Source organism: Bradyrhizobium sp. JR4.3, from assembly GCF_040547695.1.
Lineage (GTDB): Bacteria > Pseudomonadota > Alphaproteobacteria > Rhizobiales > Xanthobacteraceae > Bradyrhizobium > Bradyrhizobium canariense.
Genome location: NZ_JBEPQF010000023.1, coordinates 1 through 24094, shown reverse-complemented (window position 1 = coordinate 24094; position 24094 = coordinate 1). Strand labels below are relative to the sequence as shown.

Annotated in this window: 21 protein-coding genes; 7 read left to right on the top strand and 14 right to left on the bottom strand. The window is 63.9% G+C overall.

All coding sequences use genetic code 11. The features are described from left to right. Position 1 precedes the first annotated feature (1 nt). Together ABIB91_RS29145 and ABIB91_RS29140 are read right to left on the bottom strand one after the other, a co-directional pair. Positions 2–1906: a sensor domain-containing diguanylate cyclase gene (locus tag ABIB91_RS29145; RefSeq protein ID WP_354169614.1), complete on the bottom strand. Its 1905-nt coding sequence runs from the start codon at positions 1904–1906 to the stop codon at positions 2–4. Positions 1907–2076: 170 nt separating this feature from the next. Beyond that, the gene (locus tag ABIB91_RS29140; RefSeq protein WP_007595236.1) at positions 2077–2292 is read right to left on the bottom strand and encodes a hypothetical protein; all 216 of its coding nucleotides are present in this window, start codon (positions 2290–2292) and stop codon (positions 2077–2079) included. Between the two features lie 110 nt (positions 2293–2402). On the opposite strand from ABIB91_RS29140, the gene hemE reads away from it, so the two are divergent. Beyond that, positions 2403–3437: a uroporphyrinogen decarboxylase gene (gene hemE / locus ABIB91_RS29135; RefSeq protein WP_354169611.1), complete on the top strand. Its 1035-nt coding sequence runs from the start codon at positions 2403–2405 to the stop codon at positions 3435–3437. Between the two features lie 218 nt (positions 3438–3655). On the opposite strand, the gene hemC is transcribed toward hemE, so the two are convergent. From hemC to ABIB91_RS29120, 3 genes are read right to left on the bottom strand one after another with little or no spacing between them, the layout of a single operon-like run. After that, positions 3656–4636, bottom strand: a complete 981-nt coding sequence (hemC, locus tag ABIB91_RS29130; protein WP_354169609.1) for a hydroxymethylbilane synthase — start codon at positions 4634–4636, stop codon at positions 3656–3658. 25 nt (positions 4637–4661) lie between these two features. Next, a complete protein-coding gene (locus tag ABIB91_RS29125; protein WP_354169607.1) occupies positions 4662–6287 on the bottom strand; it encodes a GMC family oxidoreductase in 1626 nt (541 codons plus the stop codon). 53 nt (positions 6288–6340) lie between these two features. Continuing rightward, complete coding sequence (locus ABIB91_RS29120; RefSeq protein WP_354169605.1) at positions 6341–6931, bottom strand: TetR/AcrR family transcriptional regulator; 591 nt, start codon at positions 6929–6931, stop codon at positions 6341–6343. A gap of 98 nt (positions 6932–7029) precedes the next feature. On the opposite strand from ABIB91_RS29120, the gene ABIB91_RS29115 reads away from it, so the two are divergent. Continuing rightward, complete coding sequence (locus ABIB91_RS29115; RefSeq protein WP_219684449.1) at positions 7030–7395, top strand: nuclear transport factor 2 family protein; 366 nt, start codon at positions 7030–7032, stop codon at positions 7393–7395. A 165-nt stretch (positions 7396–7560) separates the two neighbouring features. On the opposite strand, the gene ABIB91_RS29110 is transcribed toward ABIB91_RS29115, so the two are convergent. After that, entirely contained in the window at positions 7561–9018 is a 1458-nt protein-coding gene (locus tag ABIB91_RS29110) for a DUF1254 domain-containing protein (protein WP_354169747.1), read from the bottom strand. Between the two features lie 662 nt (positions 9019–9680). Here ABIB91_RS29110 and ABIB91_RS29105 point away from each other — a divergent pair. Further along, on the top strand, positions 9681–10052 hold the full coding sequence (locus tag ABIB91_RS29105) for a hypothetical protein (protein WP_007595254.1): 372 nt from the start codon (positions 9681–9683) through the stop codon (positions 10050–10052). A 421-nt stretch (positions 10053–10473) separates the two neighbouring features. After that, the gene (locus ABIB91_RS29100) at positions 10474–12435 is read left to right on the top strand and encodes a putative bifunctional diguanylate cyclase/phosphodiesterase (RefSeq protein ID WP_354169603.1); all 1962 of its coding nucleotides are present in this window, start codon (positions 10474–10476) and stop codon (positions 12433–12435) included. A gap of 31 nt (positions 12436–12466) precedes the next feature. On the opposite strand, the gene ABIB91_RS29095 is transcribed toward ABIB91_RS29100, so the two are convergent. The 5 genes from ABIB91_RS29095 to pgm all read right to left on the bottom strand — a co-directional run bounded on the left by ABIB91_RS29095 (position 12467) and on the right by pgm (position 18482). Next, positions 12467–13561, bottom strand: coding sequence for a serine hydrolase domain-containing protein (locus ABIB91_RS29095; RefSeq protein WP_502917022.1), 1095 nt, complete (start codon positions 13559–13561; stop codon positions 12467–12469). Positions 13562–13741: 180 nt separating this feature from the next. Then, positions 13742–14722, bottom strand: coding sequence for a PDR/VanB family oxidoreductase (locus tag ABIB91_RS29090; protein WP_219684446.1), 981 nt, complete (start codon positions 14720–14722; stop codon positions 13742–13744). Positions 14723–14732: 10 nt separating this feature from the next. Then, positions 14733–15485, bottom strand: coding sequence for a GntR family transcriptional regulator (locus ABIB91_RS29085; protein WP_007595257.1), 753 nt, complete (start codon positions 15483–15485; stop codon positions 14733–14735). 6 nt (positions 15486–15491) lie between these two features. Beyond that, entirely contained in the window at positions 15492–16541 is a 1050-nt protein-coding gene (locus ABIB91_RS29080; protein ID WP_354169598.1) for an aromatic ring-hydroxylating dioxygenase subunit alpha, read from the bottom strand. A 294-nt stretch (positions 16542–16835) separates the two neighbouring features. After that, entirely contained in the window at positions 16836–18482 is a 1647-nt protein-coding gene (gene pgm / locus ABIB91_RS29075; protein WP_354169596.1) for a phosphoglucomutase (alpha-D-glucose-1,6-bisphosphate-dependent), read from the bottom strand. Positions 18483–18625: 143 nt separating this feature from the next. Between pgm and ABIB91_RS29070 the strand changes: the two genes are divergently transcribed. After that, entirely contained in the window at positions 18626–19768 is a 1143-nt protein-coding gene (locus tag ABIB91_RS29070; protein ID WP_354169594.1) for an alpha/beta hydrolase family protein, read from the top strand. Positions 19769–19865: 97 nt separating this feature from the next. After that, a complete protein-coding gene (locus ABIB91_RS29065) occupies positions 19866–20672 on the top strand; it encodes a transglycosylase SLT domain-containing protein (protein ID WP_219684509.1) in 807 nt (268 codons plus the stop codon). Positions 20673–20904: 232 nt separating this feature from the next. Here ABIB91_RS29065 and ABIB91_RS29060 read toward each other — a convergent pair whose 3' ends face one another. Continuing rightward, entirely contained in the window at positions 20905–21717 is an 813-nt protein-coding gene (locus ABIB91_RS29060; RefSeq protein WP_007595262.1) for a response regulator transcription factor, read from the bottom strand. Positions 21718–21965: 248 nt separating this feature from the next. Here ABIB91_RS29060 and ABIB91_RS29055 point away from each other — a divergent pair, with 248 nt between their 5' ends. Beyond that, positions 21966–22814 (top strand): MBL fold metallo-hydrolase, encoded by an 849-nt coding sequence (locus ABIB91_RS29055; protein ID WP_007595263.1) that lies wholly within the window; start codon positions 21966–21968, stop codon positions 22812–22814. A gap of 30 nt (positions 22815–22844) precedes the next feature. On the opposite strand, the gene ABIB91_RS29050 is transcribed toward ABIB91_RS29055, so the two are convergent. Further along, entirely contained in the window at positions 22845–23735 is an 891-nt protein-coding gene (locus ABIB91_RS29050; protein WP_007595264.1) for an aldose 1-epimerase family protein, read from the bottom strand. A 74-nt stretch (positions 23736–23809) separates the two neighbouring features. Continuing rightward, the coding region (locus ABIB91_RS29045) for a cupin domain-containing protein (protein WP_354169591.1) at positions 23810–24094 on the bottom strand (285 nt) is incomplete at its 5' end.

The following is a 24094-nucleotide window of genomic DNA, read 5'->3' as shown; positions in this document are numbered from 1 at the left end:
GTTACTGACCGGACGCCTTGAGAAGAAGGTTGCTCACCTCGCCCGACATCATCAGCCGGTTGCGCCCGGCTTCCTTGGCGGCATAGAGCGCCTGGTCGGCGGCCTCGATCAGCGAGGTGACGCCGGCCGTGCGCTCCAGCGCCGGCCGGCAGGCAGCACCGCCGAGCGAAGCGGTGACGCAGCCAGCCGCATGGTTGCTGGCGTGGACGAGGCCCGCATCGCGGATCGCCCGTCGGATCCGGTCGCCGATCAGGGCGCAGCCGGCAGCGTCGGTGTTCGGCAGCAGCATGGCGAACTCCTCGCCGCCGTAACGCGCCGCCAGATCGCCGGAACGATGCATCTCGGCGGCGATGATCTGCGCCACCTGCCGGAGGCAGGCATCGCCCGCGGGATGGCCGTATTCGTCGTTGTAAGACTTGAAGTGGTCGACGTCGATCATCAGCAGGGAAAGGCTGGAGCGCTCGCGATAGGCACGCGCCCACTCCTCCTTCAGTCGTTCATCGAAGCGGCGGCGATTAGCAAGCCCGGTGAGGCTGTCCTCGATCGCGAGCGTTTCGAGCCGGGTCTCGAGCTTCTTCTGCTCGGTGATGTCGCGCGAGATCGCGACCACGCCGTCGACGCTGCCACTCTCCTTGCGGGTCACCCGCATGGTCGATTCGAGCCAGACTTCGGCGTTCTGCCGGTGCGCGTTGCGATAGGTAACGCGCACCTCCTCCTTCTCGCCGCGTTTCATGGCGTCGACGAGAGCCTGGACCTGCGGCCGGTCGTCCGCGTGAATGCCGGCGAGCGCGAAGGTTCCGATCAGCTGATTGGCGCGCCAGCCGACGACGCCAATCGACGATGGCGAGACATAGCGCAGCCGCTCGTCGAGCCCCATACGCGTCACCATGTCGCTGGAGCTTTCGGCAAGCAGTCGGAAATTCGCTTCCTTCTCGACCAGCGCGGCCGCCATGCTCTGGCCCCGCTGCAACTGCCGCACCAGCACCGCACCAATGATTGCGATCAGCATGACCAACGCGAGCACGTAGAGCATGCGGGAGATCACCGCAGCGCGCCAGGGTGCGAGCAGCTCGTCCTTGTCGACGGTGGCGAGCAGGACCAGCGGATAACGGCCAGAGCGCTTGAAGAAGCTGACGCGTTCGGCGCCATCGAGCGGCGACTTGAAATGATAGACGCCGCCCGGCCGCTGCAGAGCGGCGTCGCGGAACAGCGGCGTATTGGCAACGCTGCGGCCGATGTATTTCTCGTTGCTCGGGTAGCGCGCGATGATCAGGCCGTCGCCGTGTGTCAACGCCACCGAGCTGTTGCGGCCGATCTCGAACTGTTCGTAGAAATGCGAGAGATATCCCGAGCTGATGGTCGCGAGCACCACGCCACCGAAGCTGCCATCCAGCTTGTTGAAACGGCGCGACAGGGTGACGACCCACTCGCCGTCGAGCAGGCTCTTCACGGGCCGGCCGACATGGGGCTCCCGTTTCGGCGAGAGCTGGTGATAACGGAAGAACGCGTCGTCGTTCAGAGTCGAGCCGATCGTGCCGGGCGAGGTCAACCAGTTGCCGCGGTCGTCAATGATGGCGAGGCTGTGGATGCGCTCTACCGCCTTCTTGCGCACCTCCAGCAGGGTTCTGAGCTTGGCGATCGTGGCCGGCTCGGTGCCGTCCATCTCCAGCCGGCTGACGACGCCGACGACGCCAGAATCCAGCAGATCGAGGCTGTCATCGGCATGCTGCGTCAGCGATCGCGCAACGTTGGCCATCTCGGTCTCGGCGCCCTTGAGCACCGCGTCGCGGGCCGCCCATTCCCGCCAGCCGCTGACGCCGAGGATGGCCACGCACGTCAGCGCGACGAACGCAGCTGCCCGCAGCGGCAGGCGGCTCAATCCGGCTCTTTGGGTCACAGCACTCATGCGGCAGAATTCTCCGAAGATCGGAAACTCTGCTGCTTCTGTTATTGAACTCTGAAACGCCCGCAGAAATATGCGGCGATGTCGGCGGTTCCCGTAGTCGTACGGACACCGGAATCAGCGCATCGCTAACAGGGCATTAGCAGACCTATCGGAATCCGGCGCTCCCGCGGCTAGCTGAAGATGGCCTTAACCTTGTCCCAGAGCGAGGGATTGTCGGCCTCCGCATCGGCCTTCGAGGGCGTTGGCTGGGCGGCGCTCACGGGATCGGACGCCGGGAAGGTATCTTTCAGCCCGGCATCGAGCTTGGCGTGGCGATCGGCGGCGAGCGCTTCGTGCAGATCGTCGGCGTGCTTATCATGCGGCGCGGGGTTGAATGTCTCAGCCATGGTCTCGTCCTCCGTTGGCTGGTCAACGCGGTCGAATTGCGCTTGGTTCCCCTGTTCCGCTTCGGGCCGCGGCGGTGTATCAGGAGCCCTAACCATCCTCAGGACCGTTCGTGCCCCAGTCTGCGACAAAGCCTTTCATCGACGTCCTCTCCGGCCAGCGGCAGGTCATTCCGCCGATCTGGATGATGCGGCAGGCCGGCCGTTACTTGCCGGAATATCGCGAGGTGCGCGCCAGGGCCGGCGGCTTCCTCGACCTCTGCTTCAACCCGGAGCTTGCCGCCGAGGTGACGCTGCAGCCCATCCGGAGGTTCGGCTTCGATGCGGCGATCATCTTCTCCGACATCCTGGTGATCCCCTATGCGCTCGGACGTTCCGTGCGCTTCGAGGTCGGCGAGGGTCCGCGGCTCGAACCGCTGGATGATCCCGCCAAGGTCGCGACACTGGCGAAACACGCCGATTTCGGCAAGCTCGCGCCGGTGTTCGAGGCGCTCAAAATCGTGCGCGGGGCGCTCGATCCCAGGATCGCGCTGATCGGCTTCTGCGGCGCCCCTTGGACGGTGGCGACCTACATGGTCGCCGGCCAGGGCACGCCTGACCAGGCGCCGGCGCGGATGATGGCCTACCGGCATCCGGAGGCGTTCGCTGAGATCATCGACGTGCTGGTCGAGAACTCGATCGAATATCTGCTGGCGCAGCTTGCGGCAGGCGCCAACGCCTTGCAGATCTTCGACACCTGGGCCGGGGTGCTGCCCCCTGCCGAGTTCGCGCGCTGGTCGGTCGAGCCGACCCGGCGCATCGTCGAAGGCGTGCGCGCCAAGGTGCCGGACGCGAAGATCATCGGCTTTCCGCGCGGTGCCGGTGCGCAACTGCCCGGGTTCGTCGAGGCGACCGGCGTCAACGCTGTCAGCATCGACTGGACCGCGGAGCCGGCCTTCATCCGCGAGCGCGTGCAGAGCAAGGTTGCGGTTCAGGGCAATCTCGATCCGCTGGTGCTGATCACAGGCGGCGCCGCGCTCGACCGCGCGGTCGACAACACGCTGGCGAATTTTGCGCAGGGGCGGTTCATCTTCAATCTCGGCCACGGCATCCAGCCGGAGACGCCGATCGCCCATGTCGAGCAGATGCTGAAACGTGTGCGGGGCTGATTTATTTTGCGCCTGGGGAGCGGAAAAACAAAAAAACGCGAAAACAACCCCATGCACAGTAGAGAGGCCACGCCCGATCAATGACTTAGGGCGGACCGAAATCAGGTGCGCCGTCATCGCATCAGGTCGCGCCAACATTTGACGCGTCGGGCAAAACAGGCGCATGATGCCATCATCGCAGCGCTGTCCCCCTCGCCATTGCGAACCTGCGGGAAAGCTTACCGCGGACGGCTGCGCTCGATGATCTCGGCGGCGCCCTTGGCCAGCAGATCCAGTCCCACCGCACGGCCGAGTTCGCGGGGGCGATTGGCGGGGCCCGAACGCAAGGCTTCGATGATGGTGTTGCCGGAGAGATCGAGCACGGACGCGGTGAGCGACATCTGATCGCCCGCAATGGTCGAAAAGCCCGCCACCGGCGAATTGCAATGGCCGTTCAGCACCCACAGCACTTCGCGCTCGGCATCGGCGGAGGCGTGTGCAGCGGGATCATCGATCGATGCGAGGATACGACGCGTATGCCAGTCCTGTGCCGCGCATTCGACCGCGACGATGCCCTGTCCCGCTGCCGGCAGCATCTCCGCTGCGGTAAACTCGTAGGCGATGCGCTGTGAAAGGCCGACGCGGTCGAGGCCGGACCGCGCCATGATCAGCGCGTCCGCAGGCCCCACCGCGCCGCCATCCGGCAGGCGCTGCTTCTCGCCATTGTCGAGTTTTCGCACGCGCGTGTCGGCGGCGCCACGGAAGTGGATGATCTCGACGTCGGGAAACAATCGCCGCGCATAGGCGGCGCGGCGGACGGCGTTGGTGCCGATCTTGAAACCCTTGCCACGAGATTGGCGCAATGCCTCCAGCGTCACGCCGTCACGCAGCACAAGCGCGTCATTGGGGGGATCGCGCGAGAGCGTGGCGCCGATCACGAGGCCCGGCGTGTCTTCGTTGCCGGGCATGTCCTTCAGCGAATGCATCGCCGCCTGGAGTTCGCCCGACAGCACGGCGGCGCGGATCTGGGCCACGAAGGCACCACCCTTGCCGCCATGGGGCAACAGCTTGCTGGTCTGGTCGAGATCGCCCGTGGTGTCGAACTTGACGATCTCGACGTCGAGATCGGGCATGGCAGCGGTCAGGCGGCGCGCGATCTCTTCCGTCTGTGCCAGCGCCATCGCGCTCTTGCGTGTGCCGATCTTGAATCGCGTAGCCAAGCCCAAATCCTCTCAAGACGCGAGTTTACCGCGCATCCTCCAATATCATGTCGGAGGCCTTTTCGGCGATCATGATGATCGGCGCGTTGGTGTTCCCCGAGACCAGGTCAGGCATGATCGAGCCGTCGACCACACGAAGGCCTTCGAAGCCCCTCACCTTCAGCCGCTGATCGACCACCGCGAGCGCATCATTGCCCATACGACAGGTCGAGGTCGGATGGTAGATGGTGCTGCCCCGCTCACGGCAATAATCCAGCAGCTCGGCATCCGTGGCTACCTTCGTCCCGGGATCGTACTCGTCGACCACGAAAGGCTTCAGCGCCGGTGCATGCAATATGTTGCGCAGGATCTTCAGGCCTTCCACGTTGGTGGTGCGGTCGGTCTCGGTCGACATGTAGTTGATGCGGATCTCCGGCGGCACTGTCGGGTCGGCGCTTTTGATGCGCAAGGACCCGCGGCTTTCGGGGCGGAGCTGGCACACCGACGCCGTGAAGCCGGAGAAAGCATGAAGCTTCTCGCCCATCTTGTCGGTCGAGAACGGCAGGAAATGGACCTGGATGTCCGGCGAGGCCAGCCGCGGACTGGTCTTGAAGAACGCGCCCGCGGTGCCCGCCGCGATCGTCAGCCAGCCTTTGCGGAACAGCGCATAGCGCGCGCCGGCCATGGTGCGGCGGAGCGGGTGATTGACGGTGTCGTTGAGCGTAATCTTCTGCGAGCAGCGCATCACGATACGGACCTGCATGTGGTCCTGGAGATCGTGCCCGACGCCCGGCGCGTCCAGCACGACATCGATGCCGTGCTTGCGCAGGAGGTCGCCGGGCCCGACGCCGGAGAGCTGGAGCAGCTGCGGCGAGTTGTAGGCGCCGCTCGACAGCACGACCTCGTTGCGCGCACGGGCGCGACGCAATGTGGCGCCCTGACGGTATTCAACGCCGACCGCGCGGCGGCCCTCGAACAGCACGCGCTGGCCGAGCGCGCCAGTTTCGATCTTGAGATTGCCGCGGGCCTTGGCGGGGCCGAGATAGGCCACCGCGGTCGAGGCGCGGCGGCCATTGCGGGTCGTGGTCTGGAACAGGCCGACACCTTCCTGCGTGGCGCCGTTGAAATCAGGATTGTAGGGCAGACCGCTCTCGACCGCGCCATCGATGAAGGCCTTCGACAGCGGATCGGTCACGACCATGTTGGACACCGGCAGGGGGCCGCCGCTGCCGTGATATTGATCGGCGCCGCGCGACTGGTTCTCAGCCTTCTTGAAATAGGGCAGCACGTCGTCATAGCCCCAGCCCGCGTTGCCGCGCTGACGCCATCTGTCGTAATCCTCGTGCTGGCCGCGGACATAGAGCAGGCCGTTGATCGAGCTCGATCCGCCCAGCGTCTTGCCGCGCGGCTGGAACACCTGACGACCCTTCAGCTCGGGCTCCGGCTCGGTCTGGTACATCCAGTTGACGGTCTTTTCCTTGAACAGCTTGCCGTAGCCGAGCGGCACGTGAATCCAGATGTTGGAATCCTTCGGGCCTGCCTCGAGCAGCAGCACGCTGTGCTTGCCGTTCGCCGACAGCCGGTTGGCGAGCACGCAGCCGGCAGAGCCGGCACCGACGATGATGTAGTCGAATTCAGGGTCGGAGGGCGTCAGGGAGGAAGTTGCGTTCATGCGCTACTGTTCTTTTTGTTGGTGGGGGCGTTTCCAATCATCACTTAGCACGATCATGCAGCGACGCGCAGCGCCTCGACCAGCGACCTGAACGCACGGGTATATTCCGCACCCGCCCTTGCGATATCGGCGCGTCCGGCGCAGGCGACCGCGGCCTCTGTTACCGCGCCGAGCAGCAGCCGGGCCAGCGGCTCGACCGGCTGCCGCGCAATCAGGCCGGCTTCCATCGCCGCCGCAATCGCGCGCGGCAGCTTGCCGCCGAAATGTTTGGCGTCGATCTCTCGCCAGCGCTCCCAGCCGAGCACCGCCGGGCCATCGCGCAGGATGATCTGGCCGGTCGGCCCCTTCGCGGTTGCGGCGAAATAATGCTGGGTGCCGGCGACCATCGCGGCGAGCACATCCTTCTCGGAACGCGCGGCGCCGTCGATCTCGGCGACGAGATCGCGCGAGACGTTGTCGAACACCGCTTCGAACACCGCTTCCTTTGTCTTGAAGTGATGATAGACCGCGCCCTTGGCGACGCCGGTGGCTTCGGCGATCTCGTCCATCGTCGTCGCGGCAAATCCTTGCGCCCCGAACAGGCGACGCGCCGCCGTCAGGATCGCCTCCGATGTCCCCGCCCGTCGCTCCGCCTGTTTTGCCATGGGTCTCGTCTAATCGAATTCGGCACAAGCGGCCAGTTGACTTTTCGACTATCGGTCGGTATTTACCAACCATCAGTCGGTTATTCGTGAGGTGTGCCATGCCGAGCCGTGACGTCGTCGAAGCTTTTGCCAAGCGATTGGAGACCGGGGATTTCATCGGCGCAATCGAGCAGTTCTATACGCCCGAGGCCGCGACCTACGAGAACAACGCGGCACCGACAGTCGGCCGCGACAAGCTCGTCGCCAAGGAGCGCGGCGCGCTGGCGGCCTCCAGGGAAGTCAAGGCGGTGCGCATCGGGCCGAGCCTGATCGAGGGCGATCATGTCGCGACGCGCTGGACCTTCAGCTTCACCACCGCCGAGGGCATCATCCGAACGTTGGATGAGATCGCATGGCAGACATGGCGGGGGGATGAACTCGTCGAGGAACGCTTTTATTACGACCCCAAGCAGTTGGGACGCTGAGCCGCTGACTGTCTCTACAAGACCAGCTTCACGCCCGGCGGGTACCACGTCCCTTCGCCCGAAGGCAGGATCGACGGTGCTTCGGTCCTGGGCCAGTTGAGCCGCATCGCCATTGTGTTCATGCGGTCGAACGCCGGCGCCGAAGCGCCGGCGCTCAAATCAACTTTATTGGGCCAAGCCCACCGTTCCGTCCTGCGTCCTCACGACCGGCGGCGGATTCCACTTTCCGGTCAGCGCATCGGACTTCGGGCTGTAAAGGCGCATGGTCAGACTAAAGGCTCCCTTCGGCGCCGGAAGCCAGTTCGCATCCTTGTCCTTGCCCGGGCTATCATTCTGGAAGAATATATCGAGCGACCCGTCTGCGTTGTACTTGAACGGCATCCAGCTGCTCACGGCAAAACGGTTGAGCGCATTGCCGACCTGAAAACCTTCCGGGTCGTATAGCGTGATCGACCAGAAGGCGTTGACCGGCGGGGCGGCGCCCTTCTCGAACGTAATTGTGTACTTGTTGGCTCCATCCAGCGGCTTGCCGGTCGCGTCGCCGAGATTGAGCGGATAGATGGCATCCTCAGGCAGGTTCGCGCCCAGCCCAAGTTGGGCGACGATGGCCCGCTTCAAGTAGTAGTTGCCGTAGACACCCATCGTATCGGTGTTCATCGACCAGCCATTTGCGACCCGCGCAAGTGTCGGCACTTTCCAGGCCATCAGCTTCTGGCCGTCGTGCGGAGCGGTCTCCAGCGCCCGTTGCAACACCGGATCGAGCCTACCGATGTCAAAGCTCTTGCCGGGCTCGATGCCGATTTTCTTCATCTGCGCAATGATCGGCTCATCGGTAGCATGCGGCGGGTGAAGCTTGAGCAGTTCTGCGGCGCTGGCGAAGTACACGCCGGCCGACATGGTATCGACCTGGACCTTCGGCGGCGTCTTCATGTCGACGCTTGGGTCCGGCTTGAACTCGACCGGCTTGGGTGTCTTGCCGTACTCGGAAAGCAGCGTGACCTTGTAACCGGCCTGGATCTTATGGACGGCATCGTAATCGGGCGGGCCATCCGTCTTGGTGCGGCCGATCACCCAGACATGGGGCGTCGGCGCCTCGATGCGCTGGGTGTCGCTCGGAAGCTTGAATTCTTCCGCGAACCTTTCGCGCAGATCGGGCCGCCAGCCTGGGGGTGTGATCAGGAACGTACCGGCCTTGGTGCCCGTCGTTCGCCAGCCGGGCGACGCGAAGACATCGGTCCACATGTCGAGCATCGGCAGCAGATAGTAGCGCTCACTTGTATCTGGTGCGGAGATGACGACAGGCTCCTTGGTCATGTTCAGCCAGGAGACGGAATACAGCGTGTCGAAGTTCGACCGCACCACGCCCTTGAAATTGGCCGGGGGGTATTCCGGCACGTTGACAAAGGTATTCATCGGACCTCTGAAATCGGTCGTGCCGTTGGTGAATTGCTTTCTCGAGATGTCCATCGACATTAGCGCGTAAAAGTAGACATAGGCATCCACTGCGATGGCATGCGCCTCTTGTTCGGTAACGGCCGGTGCAGTGCCCTGCGCCCGCGCGGTAGGCACGGCCGCCGCACCAAGGCAAAGAGAAATTGTCAGCGTCAGAATTCCTCGAAACATGTCGAATCCTCCTCTTCTGATTTGGTGACCTCTGATTTGCGACTTCGTTCGATTCACCTTGTTACCGTCGGCATGATCGCGTTCGAGGATCTGAGCATTGAAGGTCTCAGCGTATTGCCTTGCAGAGTGGCGCGACGGCAATCAAAACGAAGAGAAGAATGGCAGCAAAGCCGATGTCAGATGCGTTCACACCGCTCGCGGCGGTATGAATTGAAGTATTTTCGATCTAGCGCGAGGGGCGCTTATTGCTTGCAAGATAACGTGCGTCACCGACCGCATCAAACGCCGCACGGCGTCTGCAGAACTCGAAACAAATTGCTAGAAACAGAGATATAAAGCCTGGTCGAACTAGCGTCGCTTGAGGGGCATCTTCGGTCGCTTGCGCAATACGGGCCCTCTAGAATTACTTTAGCACAACCTGAACGTTTGGGCCAGCAGGGATCGTCTGCGTCTTCAATACCCCACTACTATCACAATCTGCCTCGTGTTCTTGCTCGCGCGATCGGGCTGGTTGCCCGAAACTGTCTCGGTGCTGGTCGGTGTGTTTACTCGCGCAATATTGAGAGACAATCTCCTTCGTTCCCCTTGATTCAAATCAATACGATGCCCGCTCGGTCGCCTGATGAAATTGCTTCAGTGAAATCTCAAACGGGGAGTCCTGCATGAAGATTGTATTGCTGACCTTGGCGATGATAGGCGGCCAAACAACAATTCCAGTCAGCGAACGCGTCCCTCAACTCAATGTCGAGGCGACCTGCAAGGCCACCGTAGCCACTGACAAGGCGATGGGCCTGGATCTGGCGCAGTCCTACGACGATTGCATGCGCGACGAAAATTCCGCGCTGCAACAACTTCATTCCGTTTGGCTCACGAATTCCGACAGCCTTCGAACCCGATGCGAAGGCGAAGCGACGGCTGGCGGCAGTGACAGCTATGTCGACCTGCTGACCTGCATGCAAATGGCAGATTGGGCAAAATCGACTTCGGACGCTCCAAAATTGAAGGGAGCGAGCAAGAACCGAAACAAGCTGTGAGATGGCGCCGAGGATTATTTGCAGCCGGGTGCCGTGCCAAGTCCAGGCGCTCCCGCCCTAACCGCATCGCGTGATCGGAAGTCTCAGCACCGAGCCGACCGCCGGCTCGAAGCTGTTTGGACGCACGTTCCCTCGTGGCCTCAAAGGCGTCGATGGCCGGGACATAGGCGAGCGGACGCGACGCTGTCCTTCGAACGGATTAGCCCGGCCATGGCGCCATAGTAGCTTCAGCGCCCCAAGCTCCGTGACCGTAACCTCGCCGGCGCGCATTTGTATCGATTTGTTATCGATACGACGTGACGAACACGCAGAAGTGGTCGCGGCTATCGTCACAAGCGGGGATAATTCATAGTTCGTCAAAGGTTTGCAGCGAATTCTCCGGATCGGGCCGGACAAACGGCCCATGCTGCTGGGCTCTGGAATGCGGACTCAAACGACCAGCTATTTCGCGCGGCTGTTCGCCGGCGATCTGTCGGCCTTTGGCGGTCCCGTAACCGACGAAGCCGTCGCCGGCCATATCCGCGCCGAACAGATGTCGCTGGTGCTCGGCTATTCGGTCGGCATCATGCTGGCCAATGCCTGCAACGCCGGGGTGCTCGTCGTCGCGCTGTGGCATTCGCCGGGCTTGAAGCTGGCCTTGATCTGGGCCGCCATCGTGGCGGGCGCCGCGATCGCGTTCGGCCTGCAATCCCATGCCGCGCGCCGCATCACCAAACCGCAATTCGTCTCGCGCCGGGCCATGCATCGGCTGGTGCGCAATGCTTTCATCCTCGGTGCCGCCTGGGGCACCGTTCCGGTCGCATTCTTCGCCGATGCCTCAACCGGCGGGCAGCTCGTCATCACCTGCCTTTGTTCGGGGATGCTGGCGGGGGGCGCGCTGGCCTTCGCCACGATCCCGATCGCGGCGATCGCATTCACGGCCCCGATCTTCGCTGGCATCGCGATCTGCCTCGGCAGGAATGGCGATCCGGCGTTTCTGCTGATCGCTTTCCTGGTGGTGGTCTACGGATCGGTGCTGCTGCGCAGCGTGTTCGTCAATTCGATCGCGTTCGCACGGCGCGTGATGCGGCAGATTGAGGCTGAGCGTACGGTGCGGCAGGACCCGCTGACCCATCTGCCCAATCGCGTCGCCTTCAACGAAACGCTGGATGCAGCCTTGAAGCGGCTCGCTCTGTCCGGCGAGGAATTCGCGGTCCTTCTGCTCGATCTCGATCGTTTCAAGGAGGTCAACGACAAGTTCGGCCATCCTGCCGGTGACGAGTTTCTGGTCCAGATCGCGAGTCGCCTGCAACGCTGCACCCGCGCGGCCGAGCATGTCGCACGCATCGGCGGCGACGAGTTCGCGCTGGTAATGGCCAATCTGGCGCGGCCGGAGGATGCGCTCGAGATCGCGGAGCGCTTCGTCGCGGCCTTCGACGAACCGTTCCAGATCGAGGGCCGCCAGATCGTCGGCGCGACCAGCGTCGGCATCGTGCTGGCGCCGCGTGACGGCAGCACGCAACTCGACATCATGAAGAACGCCGACGCCGCGCTCTACCGCGCCAAGAAGGCCGGACCCGGCACGGCGTGTTTCTTCGAGGAAACCGACGACCGCTCATCACGCGACCGCAAGGCGCTGCAATCGGATCTGGAAGGCGCCATCGCCAGGGACGAGCTGTTCCTGGTGTTCCAGCCCTTTCTCGACCTCGACGGCAACCGCATCACCGGGTTCGAGGCGCTGCTGCGTTGGCAGCATCCCCAGCGCGGACTGGTGCCGCCGAGCGAGTTCATTCCGATCGCCGAGGAAACCGGGCTGATCCACGAGATCGGCGAATGGGTCGTCCGCCGCGCCTGCGCGACGGTTGCCGAGTGGCCCGAAGAGATCAGGGTCGCCGTGAATTTCTCGGCCGCGCAGTTTCACAACAACGGCCTCCTCCAGATCATCGTGCAGGCACTTGCGGACGCGAAGATCGCCCCGCACCGGCTCGAGATCGAGATCACGGAATCGATGCTGCTGTCGAAATACGCCTCCGCCGCGTCCGTCCTCAACGCGCTGCTGGAGCTCGGCGTCACCGTGGCGCTCGACGATTTCGGCACCGGCTTCTCCTCGCTGACCTATCTGCGCAAGCTGCCGTTCAGCCGCATCAAGATCGACCAGTCCTTCATCCGCGACATGCTGGTGCAGCCGGACTGCGCCGCAATCGTGAAATCGGTGATTGGGCTCGCGCGCGACCTGCGCATCGGCGTGGTCGCGGAAGGTGTCGAGACCGCCGACCAGCTCGAATATCTGCACCAGATCGGTTGCGACGAAGTGCAGGGTTACCTCATCAGCCGGCCGGTGTCGGCGGATGGAGTCCTAGCCCTGCTCGAAACGAAGAAGCTGCGGGCGACATACGCAGCCTAGGGCGTATACTCGCAACTGAAGTTTTCTCGGGTCACAGCAGGCTTGGCATCACGACATCGGTAATGATGCGCAGCGGCGGCAAATTGTTGTCCTTGGCGTTGTAGTTGCCTGCTGTGGTGACGACGACCAGATCGAGCCCGGGAAACACGGTCAGACGCTGACCACCATTGCCGGCGGCGTTCCAGAGACGCTGGTTCGAGCGCGATATCGTCGGTGTCTCCATGGTGAAATCCAGATTGTACCATTGATAGCCGTAATGGCGCTCTTCCGCGATGTGCACCAAAGGCGAAGTGCTGCGCGCGATCCATTCCGCGGGAACCACCGAACGGCCTTTCCAAACGCCACCGCGCAAAGTCAGCTCGCCGATCCGAGCGAAATCGCGCGGGGTCATCCGCAGGCCGGAAGCCGCGATCAGTTCACCGCCGTTGTCGGCGTACCAATCGGTCGGGCCGATACCGAGCGGGTCGAAAAGAACCTCACGCCCGTATTCATGCAGCGACTTGCCCGTGCCTCTGGCGATCAGCCGTCCCAGCAGCGCAGTGGCGCCACCATTATAGACCCAGCGCTTGCCGGGCTCCATTATCATCGGCCGGTCGAGGATATATCGGTAGCGATCAGGCGCCATGTCCATGGCGGTCTCGCTGTTGGCCGGGTTGGTATAGGGCATCGCCTCGTTCCATTCGGTGCCCATTGTCATGGACAGCACGTGGTGGAGTGTCCAGCGGCTGCGAACCGGATCGGCTGCGAGATCCGCATATTCGGGAAAAGACGGCAGCAGTTGATCTTCGGGCGCCGGCACTTTGCCGGCGGCCAGCGCAATGCCATAGAGCAAGCCGACGACGCTTTTGGATGCCGAGCGCAAATCGTGAAGCGAATCCGGCTTGAACGACACCACGCCGATGGGCCGGCTTCCTCTCGCGGTGTCCTCGCCCTCGAAGTAGCGCTCGAAGACCAGCCGTCCATTGCGCACCACGATGACGCTGTGGAGATTCCAGACCCGCTTGTCGGCAATGGCCTTGTCGAGCCGAGCGTCCAGATCATTGGAGAATCCGGCTTCGCGCAACGAGGTCGGCTGCCATTCAAAACCCGCGGCCGAACTCTCGCCAATCATCTGGCCGATCAACACCCCTCCTGCGCCCGTCAACATCCGACGTCGGCTTAATCCCAACTCATTCATGGTCAGGTCTCCAGGCTGCATTTGGCCACGGCGCAACCAGAACATGCCCGCGACCATGCCAAAGACTCGAAAATCATGAAAGACGCCATTGACCAGGTGTTGCCGCGGCGTCCCCGCCCCAGCTTCTCCTCAGACAGGATCCGCCCGCAGCAGCGTGTCCACCGTGATGGTGCCCCGGGCGCGGGAGACGCAGGCGCAGATCTTCTGGTTGCTTTGCTTCTGATGGTCGCTGAAGAAGACGTCGCGATGGTCGATCTCGCCGTCGATCGCGACCACGTCGATGGCGCACAGGCCGCATTCGCCCCGCTTGCAATCGTACATGACGTCGTGGCCGCTGGCGTTGAGCACGTCCAGCATCGAGCGCTCGCGTGGGATCTCCAGCTCGACATCGGAGCCTTTCAAGCGCACGCGAAACGTCTCGGTCGGCAGCGTGCCGCTGGAACCGAACGTCTCGTAGCGCAGATCGGGAAGCGGATGGCCGGCGCCGATCCAGGCGTGGCGCGCGGCATCCAGCATCCGCATCGGGCCGCAGAACAGCGCCAGCGCATCCTTGGGCACCGAGGCGAACAGGGCGTCGAGATCGAGCCGCTTGCCCTCATCGCTGGCGTGAACGACCAGGCGATCACCAAGCGTTGCGGCGAGATCGTCGAGATAGGCAGCCTCGGTGCGCGAGCGCACCGCGTAATGCAGCGTGACATCGGCGCCGCGCCGCGCCAGCGCCTGCGCCGCGCCGAGAATCGGGGTGATGCCGATGCCGCCGGCGATCAGGCAGTAATGTTGGCGCGCCCAGTCGACTGCGAGCAGCGAGGCGGGCGTCGTGATGTCGAGCCGCGCGCCCGGCTGCAACGACCACATATAGCGCGAGCCGCCACGCGAGTCCTCGGCGCGGCGCACCGCGATCCTTAAACCCCGCGACGACGCTTCCCCGACCAGCGAATAGGACCGCGTCTCGGGCTGCCCGTCGATGGTGACGCTGATATTGATGTGGCTGCCGACCGGATAGGCGGCGCCGTCGAACTGGTCCGGCCGGATCAGGAATTCGCGGATGCCCGGCGCGAGATCGCGCGTCGAGACGAGCGTCGCCGGACTCCAGGTTTCGATGAAGCGCATGACACTCCCCTCAATCGGTTGCGGACTTGATCAGCGCGAGCGCCGGCAGCAGGTCGAGATGGGTTCGGTTGCGTAGCGCAAGCCGCAGATTGCGCACCGCGAGCCGCGCATGCTCGCGCATGACCGCTTCGGCGCGGGCGCCTTCGCGGTTCTCGATGGCGTCGATCACGACGCGGTGGTGCTCCTGCCCGATGATCAGGATCTGCTGCGCCTCGGGCAGCGCGGACTGCGCCATCACGAAACCGCTTGGGGATGCAAACGGCAGCGACGAGGCGCGGTCGATCTGCCGGATCAGCGGCGGGCTTCGCGACAATTCGGTGAGCAGGGCGTGGAAGCGCGCGTTCAGCGTGACATAGGACGAGAACGCATCCACCGAGATCGGGACCTGGCGCAACAGCTCGTCGATCGCGGCAAGGCACTCCTTCAGCGGCTCGAGCTCGCGCGCGGACACGCCGCGCTCGGCGGCAAAGCGCGCGGCGAGCCCTTCCAGCGTGCCGCGCAGCTCGATGGAATCGGAGATGTCGCGCTCGGAGAACGCCTTCACCATGAAGCCGCCGGAGGGAATCGCCTCCAAGAGGCCCTCCTCCTCCAGCCGCACCAGCGCCATGCGCACCGGGGTGCGCGAGGCGCCGGTGGTCTCCACCGCCTGGAGCTCGGAGATGCGCTCGCCCGGGCGCAACGAGCCCGAGAGGAGCTGGTCGCGCAGCGCGAGCTGCGCCTTCACGGTCTGCGAGACGGAGCGGTCGACCTCACGCTCGGCCATGTCGGCTTACTCCGCAGCCTGGAGGTGCTGCGGCGGGTTTTCCTTTGCCACCATCTTGTCGATCAGCTTGCGCGTCCACATCGCGCCGGCGTCGATGTTGAGATTGTAGAAGATGCGATCCGGGTTCTCGTCCATCGCGCGCTGCTGCGCCTCGAGGATCAGCTCGTCCTCGTGGAAGATGCCGGAGACGCCCTCGCGGATCTCGGTGGTGATGCGCTGCTCGCCGAGCTGATAGTTGCGCACGAAGGCCCAGAAATAGTGGCAGGTCTTCTCGGTCTCTGGCGTGATGGTGTTGAGCACGAAGCCGTTGACGCCCTGCGAGCGGTCGCCTTCCGGCGCGCCGGTGCCGGTCGGCGCCACGCCGACGTCGATGGCAATGGTGCACGGCGCTTCGAAACGGATGATCTGCCAGCGGTCGACGAGTCCGGACTTGCCGAGTTGTTTCGCCCAGAACGGCGGCGCCTCGATGCCGCGCATCCAGCGCGTCACCGTCACCGTCTTCTCGCCATGGGTGACGTCGAACGGCGCCTCCGCGACCGCCTCGTTGCCGATGGACGAGCCGTGCACGAAGGTCTCGTGGGTGAGGTCCATGAGATTGTCGAGCACGAGGCGGTAGTCGCAATTGACGTGGATGGTCTTGCCGTCGCCGGCCCAGGCCGGGTCGTGATTCCAGTGCAGGTCGGGCACCAGCGCGGGATCGGCCAGCGCGGGATCGCCCATCCAGAGCCAGATGTAGCGGTGACGCTCGACAACGGGATAGGCGCGCACACAGGCCGACGGGTTGATGGTCTCCTGCGAGGGCATGAAGGTGCAGCGCCCTTGCGCGTTGTATTTCAGGCCGTGATAGCCGCAGACGACCGTGTCGCCTTCGAGCCGTCCCTTGGACAGCGGCACCAGGCGGTGCCAGCAGGCATCCTCCAGCGCGGCGACCGAGCCATCGGCCTTGCGGTACATCACGACGTGCTTGCCGCAGATCATCCGCGGCAGCAGCGCCGGCTTGACGTCGGCGTCCCAGGCGGCGGCATACCAGGCGTTCATCGGGAAGGGTTTTGTCACCGGTCTCACTCCCAGAGCTTATGAATACGTTATGTATACAATAGCGGGGGAATGGAATCGTTCAAGGGCGAATATGGCGTATTATAATACCTTAAAGTGAAATGCTGTATACATCAAAAAATCCACGGTCATTCCCCGCGAAAGCGGAGAATCCAGTACTCCGCGGCAGACGTTGGGTTCACACAACTTCCGCCGCGGAGTACTGGATCGCCCGCCTGCGCGGACGATGACACCGAGCATACGGCGCTCTCCCCCCGGAGAAGCGCGAGAAGCGGCACCTGCCGCTGGAGTGTTCTACGCCCCGAACACCTTCGCCAACCCTGCCTGAGCCTCCTGCTGAATCGCCTTCAGGTGCTCGGGGCTGCGAAAACTCTCCGCGTAGATCTTGTAGACGTCCTCGGTGCCTGACGGCCTGGCGGCGAACCAGCCGAAATCGGTTTCGACCTTGATGCCGCCGAACGGCTGGCCGTTGCCGGGCGCCTTGCTCAGGGTGGCGCGGACGGGGTCACCGGCGAGATCCTTCAGGCCGAGCTGCTCGGGCGTGACGGACTTCAGGATGTTCTTCTGCGGTGTGGTCGCGGCGACGTCGATGCGCGCGTAATGCGGCACGCCGAACTCGGCAGTGAGGTCGTTGAAGAGCTGGCTCGGATCGCGGCCGGACTTGGCCATGATCTCGGCCGCGAGCAGGCCAAGGATGATGCCGTCCTTATCGGTGGTCCACACCGTGCCGTCGCGGCGCAGGAACGAGGCGCCTGCACTCTCCTCGCCGCCAAAGCCGAAGCCGCCCGAGAGCAGGCCGTCGACGAACCATTTGAAGCCGACCGGGGTCTCGACCAGCTTGCGGTCGAGTTTTTTCGCGACGCGGTCGATGATCGAGCTCGACACCACGGTCTTGCCGATCGCGGCGTCCCTGCCCCAGTTCGGGCGGTGCGCGAACAGATAGAAGATCGCGGTCGCGAGGTAATGGTTCGGATTCATCAGGCCGCCGGTGCGCGTCACGATGCCGTGGCGGTCGGCATCGGTATCGTTGGCAAACGCGACGTCGAAGCGGTCGCGCATCGCGATCAGGCTCGCCATCGCGTAAGGCGAGGAGCAGTCCATGCGGATCTTGCCGTCCCAATCCACCGTCATGAAGCGGAAGGTCGGGTCGATCGCCTCGTTCACCACGGTCGCCTTCAGGCCGTAGCGCTCGATGATCGGATGCCAATAATGCACGGCGGCGCCGCCGAGCGGATCGATGCCAATGTTGACGCCGGCGGATTTGACCAGGTCGAGATCGACGACGTTGCCGAGGTCTGCGACATAGGGTGTGACGTAGTCATAGGCGTGGACGTTCGCAGACCTGCGCGCCCTGGCGTAGTCGATGCGGTTCACGCCCTTGAGGCCGTCGGCGAGATAGGCATTGGCCCGCTTCTCGATCACGGAGGTCGCATCGGTGTCGGCCGGTCCGCCATGCGGCGGATTGTATTTGTAGCCGCCGTCCTCGGGGGGATTGTGCGAGGGCGTAACGACGACGCCGTCGGCAAGGCCCGAGGTGCGGCCCTTGTTGTAAGTCAGGATCGCATGCGAGATCACCGGCGTCGGCGTGTAGCCGCCGTCCTTGTCGATCATGATGTCGACGCCGTTGGCCGCGAACACCTCGACGGCGCTGACCAGCGCAGGCTCGGCCAGCGCATGGGTGTCGATGCCGATAAAGAGCGGACCGGTCAGCCCCTTTTCACGTCGGTAATCACAGATTGCCTGCGTCGTCGCGAGGATATGGCCCTCGTTGAAGCTAGTCTTGAACGAGGTGCCGCGATGGCCGGAGGTGCCGAACGCCACCCGCTGCGCGGGATCCGCGACATCCGGCTTGCCGGCGAAATAGGCCGTCACCAGCCGCGGAACGTTGGTGAGCGCGTCCGGCGAGGCCTGCTTGCCCGCCGCGGGATGAACATCAGCCACTGGATATACCTCGTCTGTCGTCAGAGATTGCGCGATACCATAGCATCGGCCAAGCCCCCGCCAAGAGCACAACACCCGCAATGGGGCGGCCGTTCCTGGGATCATGCTATGGTCTTTCCGATCGGGGCTTTTCGAGTCGGGGCATGACGCTGTTTCAGAGGCTCTTGGTTGTTCTGATGGCTTGGCTTGCGACGGCCGGCATCGTGCCCGATGCGATGGCCGCGGAGTTCTACACCGAGGATTTGCGTATCCCGATGGTCGAGGCTGGACCGCAGGGGCTGGAGGCGTTCCTGGTCCGGCCGGCCGGGACCAAGCGCTATCCGCTCGCGCTGCTCAGCCACGGTTCGCCGCGCAGTTTCGACGATCGCGCGACGATGTCCGCGCACAAATATTACGGCATCGCTCTCGAATATGCCCGGCGCGGCTTCGCCGCGCTGATCGTGATGCGGCGCGGCTACGGCACCTCGCCCGGTGGGCGCGTCGACAGCGTCGGCGGCTGCGCCAATGCCGCTTATCTGCCGGCCGCGGCGGTCGCGGTGGCGGATTTGCGCGCGGCGATCGATGCGATGGTGCGCAGGGCCGACGTGACCACCTCGGGCATGATCGCGGCCGGTCATTCTGCCGGCGGGTTCGCCACCGTCGCCCTGACCGCGCAGGCGCCAGCGGGTCTCGTTGCCGCGATCAGCTTTGCCGGCGGGCGCGGCTCGCGCGACGACGACGATATCTGCAATCCCGACGGGCTGGTGCAGACCTTCGCCACGTTCGGCAAAACCTCGCGCGCGCCGATGCTGTGGGTCTATGCCGCCAACGATTCATACTTCGGTCCCGAACTCGCGCGGCGCCTCCTTGACGAATTTCGCGCCAATGGCGGCAACGCGAAATTCGTCGCAGCGCCGCCTTACGGCGACGATGGCCACTACCTCTATTCGGTCGTGAGCCGTCCGCAATGGACGCCGTATCTCGACGCCTTCCTGCGCGAGCGAGGTCTCGGCCACGATGTCCTGAGCCCGCCTGATCCGCTCCCGCCGCCGGGCCAGCTCAGCGAGGCCGCGCGCGCCGAGTTCGCGCGCTATCTTACCAGCACGATGCCGCACAAGGCCTTTGCGGTGTCGCCGAACGGCGGTTACGGCTGGCGTTCGGGGCGGGCAACGGTAGACGACGCCCAGCGCGATTCACTTGCCGCCTGCACAAAATGGTCGCCCACCTGCACGCTCTATGCGGTCGACGACAAATTGGCCGGGGCTGCGCCAAGCATATCAACCGACCAGAGCTCGCGGTCGCGATAGCCTCGCTGCGCCGCCGGCCGCTCGCGCCGTCCGGGCCGGGCCGTCCCCCGGGCCGCCAGAAAATCGGTTGTTAACTCGAAAGATATAATACGTGTCCATGCTGCGGGATCGAACACACATCAATGCCCGCGCGACGTGGACACACGTTGCGATCGCTGTGCTTTGGTTGGCATCCACCTCCGTGTACGCCCAGAACGACGTGGAACCGGCGTTGGCGGCTGGCGGTCACAATGCAGATCTCGGCGCCGGAGAGACGCCGGCCTCGCGGGCGGCAATCCGAAAAATCATCGAAAGAGAAACGGCCAAGACCGATCTGCCCCCGGACATCGCGGAGGCCGTCGTCTTCGTTGAAAGCGGATACAATCCGGGCACCATCGGCGCCGTCGGCGAGATCGGCCTCATGCAGGTTCGGCCCGAAACGGCAGCGATGCTTGGATTTCGGGGAAATAACGCAGAACTCGCAGAGCCCGATATCAACATCCACTACGGCGTTCTCTATCTGAGCCGCGCATGGCGCCTCGCAGGCGGGGACCTTTGCCGTGCCCTGATGAAATATCGAGCAGGTCACGACGAGGAGTCCATGACTCCGCGCTCGCAGGTCTATTGTCATCGCGCCCGCAACCGTCTGGTCTCCATGAACTCGACGAATGTAGGAAACCAGGCTGCGGCCGTCACAGATGTGGCACCGGCGCCAACAGCGACACCCACCGTCTCGACGTCCGCGCACAATCAGAAGTCAGCGCATAATCAAAAAACACCAGCACAGCCGAAGGACGTTTACGCGCGTTACCGCCAAGGCACGGCCGCGGCGAGCAGGGCATATTGGGCAGCACAGGAAGCCCGGGTTCGCCTCATCAAGGCTCGCGTCGAAGCCAAGTGGAAACGGGTCGCATCACGCCAATAGAATTAGAGTTGCTTGCCTTGAGACGAGCAGCGGTTGGACGAACGACATTTTTGAAACCGAACTTTGAAACCGAACGTGAATAGAGATCATGCACAATAGTTTGAGAGTTTTGTTTGCAATCGTCGCGACCGGCGCCGTGGCGCTGTCCGCCTTTCTCGCCATTCGGTTCCTCGTCGGTTTCAGTGGTTGAACCCGATGGCGCAGCCGGCACGATTTCGTGCTGCGCCTCCGTCTAGAGCCGCTCGCTCAGGGCGAGCTTGTAGCCGACGCCGGTGACCGTGGTGATGACGGGCGTGCCGCTGCCGACGAGCTTGCGGCGCAGCCTCGCCACCAAGGCATCGACGGTGCGGATGTCGACCTCGGCCTGGCGGTTGCTGACGACCTCGATCAGATAGTCGCGGCTAAGCGGCCTGCCGTCGGCGCCGACGAGTGCCGCGAGCAGGTCGAATTCGGCGCGTGTCAGCGCCACCGGCTTGCCGTCGCTGCCGAGCAGCTCGCGCCGCGTCAGGTCGATGATCCAGTCGCCGAACGCGATCGAATTGTGGGTGCGCGCCGCCTTGCGGTCGATCGAGCGCCGCCGCAGCACGCTTCGCGCGCGCGCGAGCAGGTCGCGCAAATTGATCGGCTTGGTAACGTAGTGGTCGCCCGCGACCTCGAGGCCGAGGATGCGATCGACGTCGGTGTCGCGGCGGGTGACGAAGATGATGCCCGCATTGCTGGTCGCCTGGATCTCCTTGGCGAGATCGAAACCGTCGCCGTCGGGCAGTTGCACGTCGAGGAAGACGAGATCGGTCCGCATCCGCAGCGCCTGGCGGCATTCCGCGCAGGAGCCGGCGCCGACCACGTCGAAATTGTTCTCGCTGAAATAACCGACCAGCATCGTCCGCGTCACCGGATCGTCCTCGACGACGATCAGTCGCTCGCGGCCGGCGACACGCAATTCCTGAACTGCGGAATCAGCCACGATGTTGGATGTCCTGTGTGCTTGCGGGCCGACCTGGAAGCTCAGGTCGCCGAGCGCGCCGCCCTGTGAACGTACATTCACGACTTGTTCGAGCCCCCTCGAATTGCCTGCTGCAATACTAGGCGCGTTAGCGCGCCCAAACAACATTGGTCACGATCCAGCTGGATTAAGTATGAATTGGCCCACACTTCTCATCTCGCGCAGCATGTTCGAGGGCCCCGTACGCGCGGCTGTTGTGCGGGCTGAAGCCCATCCCGCGGCCGCTTGCCACGCCAAGAGCTTCAAATCTACTGTGGCGTCCCGAAAAGTCTGCCCCAGGAGGTGGCGCCATGGAAGTCATCCTGCTCGGCACCGGCGGCCCGCGCCCGGACCCGCGCCGCATGGCGACGACCACGCTGATCAGGCTCGGCGAGGAAAATATCCTGATCGACGCAGGCCGCGGCGTCATGGTGCAGCTCAGCAAGGCCGGCGTGCCGCTCGGCTCCATCAACACGGTGTTCCTTACTCATCACCATTTCGACCACATCGGCGACCTCTACGACGTGATGCTCAATTCATGGTTGCACGGGCGCAAAGACGATCTGCGCATCTATGGACCGCCGGATACCGAACGGCTCGTCAATACGCTCGTCACGCAGGTCTACGACAAGGACATCGCCTGGCGCGATCAGGGCGAGCCGAGCTTCGGCGGCTGGAAACCTGTCGTCGCGACCGACATTATAGCGGGCCCCGTTCTCGACACCGGGCGCTGGAAGATCAGCGCCGAACTCGTCTCGCATGGCGACGGCCTCGACATGTCACCGGCCTTCCTCGCACGCTGGATGTGTCTCGGCTACCGCTTCGAGGCCGAGGGCAAGGTCATCGCAATTTCCGGCGACACGGTGCCCTGCCCCGGTCTCGAGCGGTTGGCTGAGGGGGCCGACCTGCTGGTCCAGTGCTGCTTCCTCGCCACGCCGGAGATCGACAACGAGCACCTACGCCGGCTTGCGAAATTCACGATGGCCTGCGGCGATACAGTCGGCAAGGTCGCGGCCAAGGCCGGCGTCAAGAAGCTCGCGCTGACCCATCACCGGCCTCGCACCGACGATTCCATGCTGAACGCGCTGCTCGTGGACGTCAGGCGGGACTACTCGGGTCCTGTCGTGCTCGGCGAGGACCTCACACGGATCGAGGTCTGAGAACTTGAGATGTGCGAACGCCGTCCGGCCTCAGGCCGATCCAACCTCAACCCGAAATGACAATCGCTCTTCCGTTCCGGGCGCGATGTGCATCAGACCCGGCTTGTCGCTGAACTCTCCGTCGAAATCGGCCGGAGTGGCATAGCCGCGCCAGGGCTCGATGCAGAGGAACGGCGCGCCCGACGGTTTCGACCAGACGCCAAGCTCGCGAAAGCCGTCCCATGACATTTTCAACCACGGCCCGGTGGACGCCCCCTGCTCGGCGGCATAGCGGACCGAATTGCTCGCGATCCGATCGAAGATGATTGCGTCGTCGACGAACAAGGATTCGGACAAGGGCAACACGGAGCCTTTGATCGGGCTCGGCTCCGTTGCCGGACGCAGCAAGCCGCCGTCGAGTCGGCGGACGGGAGATGGTTCTGCGTTCGCGAAGCTCAGCGCGTAGCTCTCCTTCGCCAGTCCCGGTTGGAGCGGCCAGTTGAAAGCGGGATGGCCGCCGAGCGAGGCCGGCAATATCTCCTTGCCGGTGTTCGCGACCGTGAGTGAAAGATCGAGACCGGATTCGTCGAGCGCATAGGTTGCCGTCAGACGGAACGCGAAGGGGTAGAGCGCGCGCGTCGTCTCGCTGTCTTCGAGCACCAGGACACAGCGACTTTCGCCACGTTCCGCCCACGCAAAGCGGCTGTCACGCGCGAAGCCGTGCTGGGTCATCCGGTAGGTCCTGCCCCGGTGCCGCAATTCGTCATTGGCGAGACGCCCGACGATGGGAAACAGCAGCGGCGCATGGCGCGGCCAGGCCGGCTCCGCCTGCCAGACGAACTCGATGCCGGCATCGCTCGCCAGCGAACACATCTCAGCGCCCTGCGCCTTGATAATGGCCGTGAGCCCACCGCTGCGGATCGTGTGCGTATCGTCGGTCATAACAGCCTGTTCAGATCATCGCAGTTCGCAGGACAATTTCCAAATGTTCGCGGAATGTTGGAGAGACACTCTGCTCACGACCTTTGATAGTCGTCTTCAATCCGGATGATGTCGTCTTCCCCGAGATAGCTTCCCGTCTGGACCTCGATCAGCTCCAGCATGATTTTACCGGGGTTCTCCATCCGGTGCACCGCGCCCATCGGGATGTAGATCGACTCGTTCTCGTGCACGCTTTTGACGGTCTCGTTGACGGTGACGCGGGCCGTGCCGCGGACGACGATCCAGTGCTCGGCGCGATGATGGTGCTTCTGCAGCGACAGACGTCCGCCCGGCTTGACCACGATGCGCTTGACCTGGTG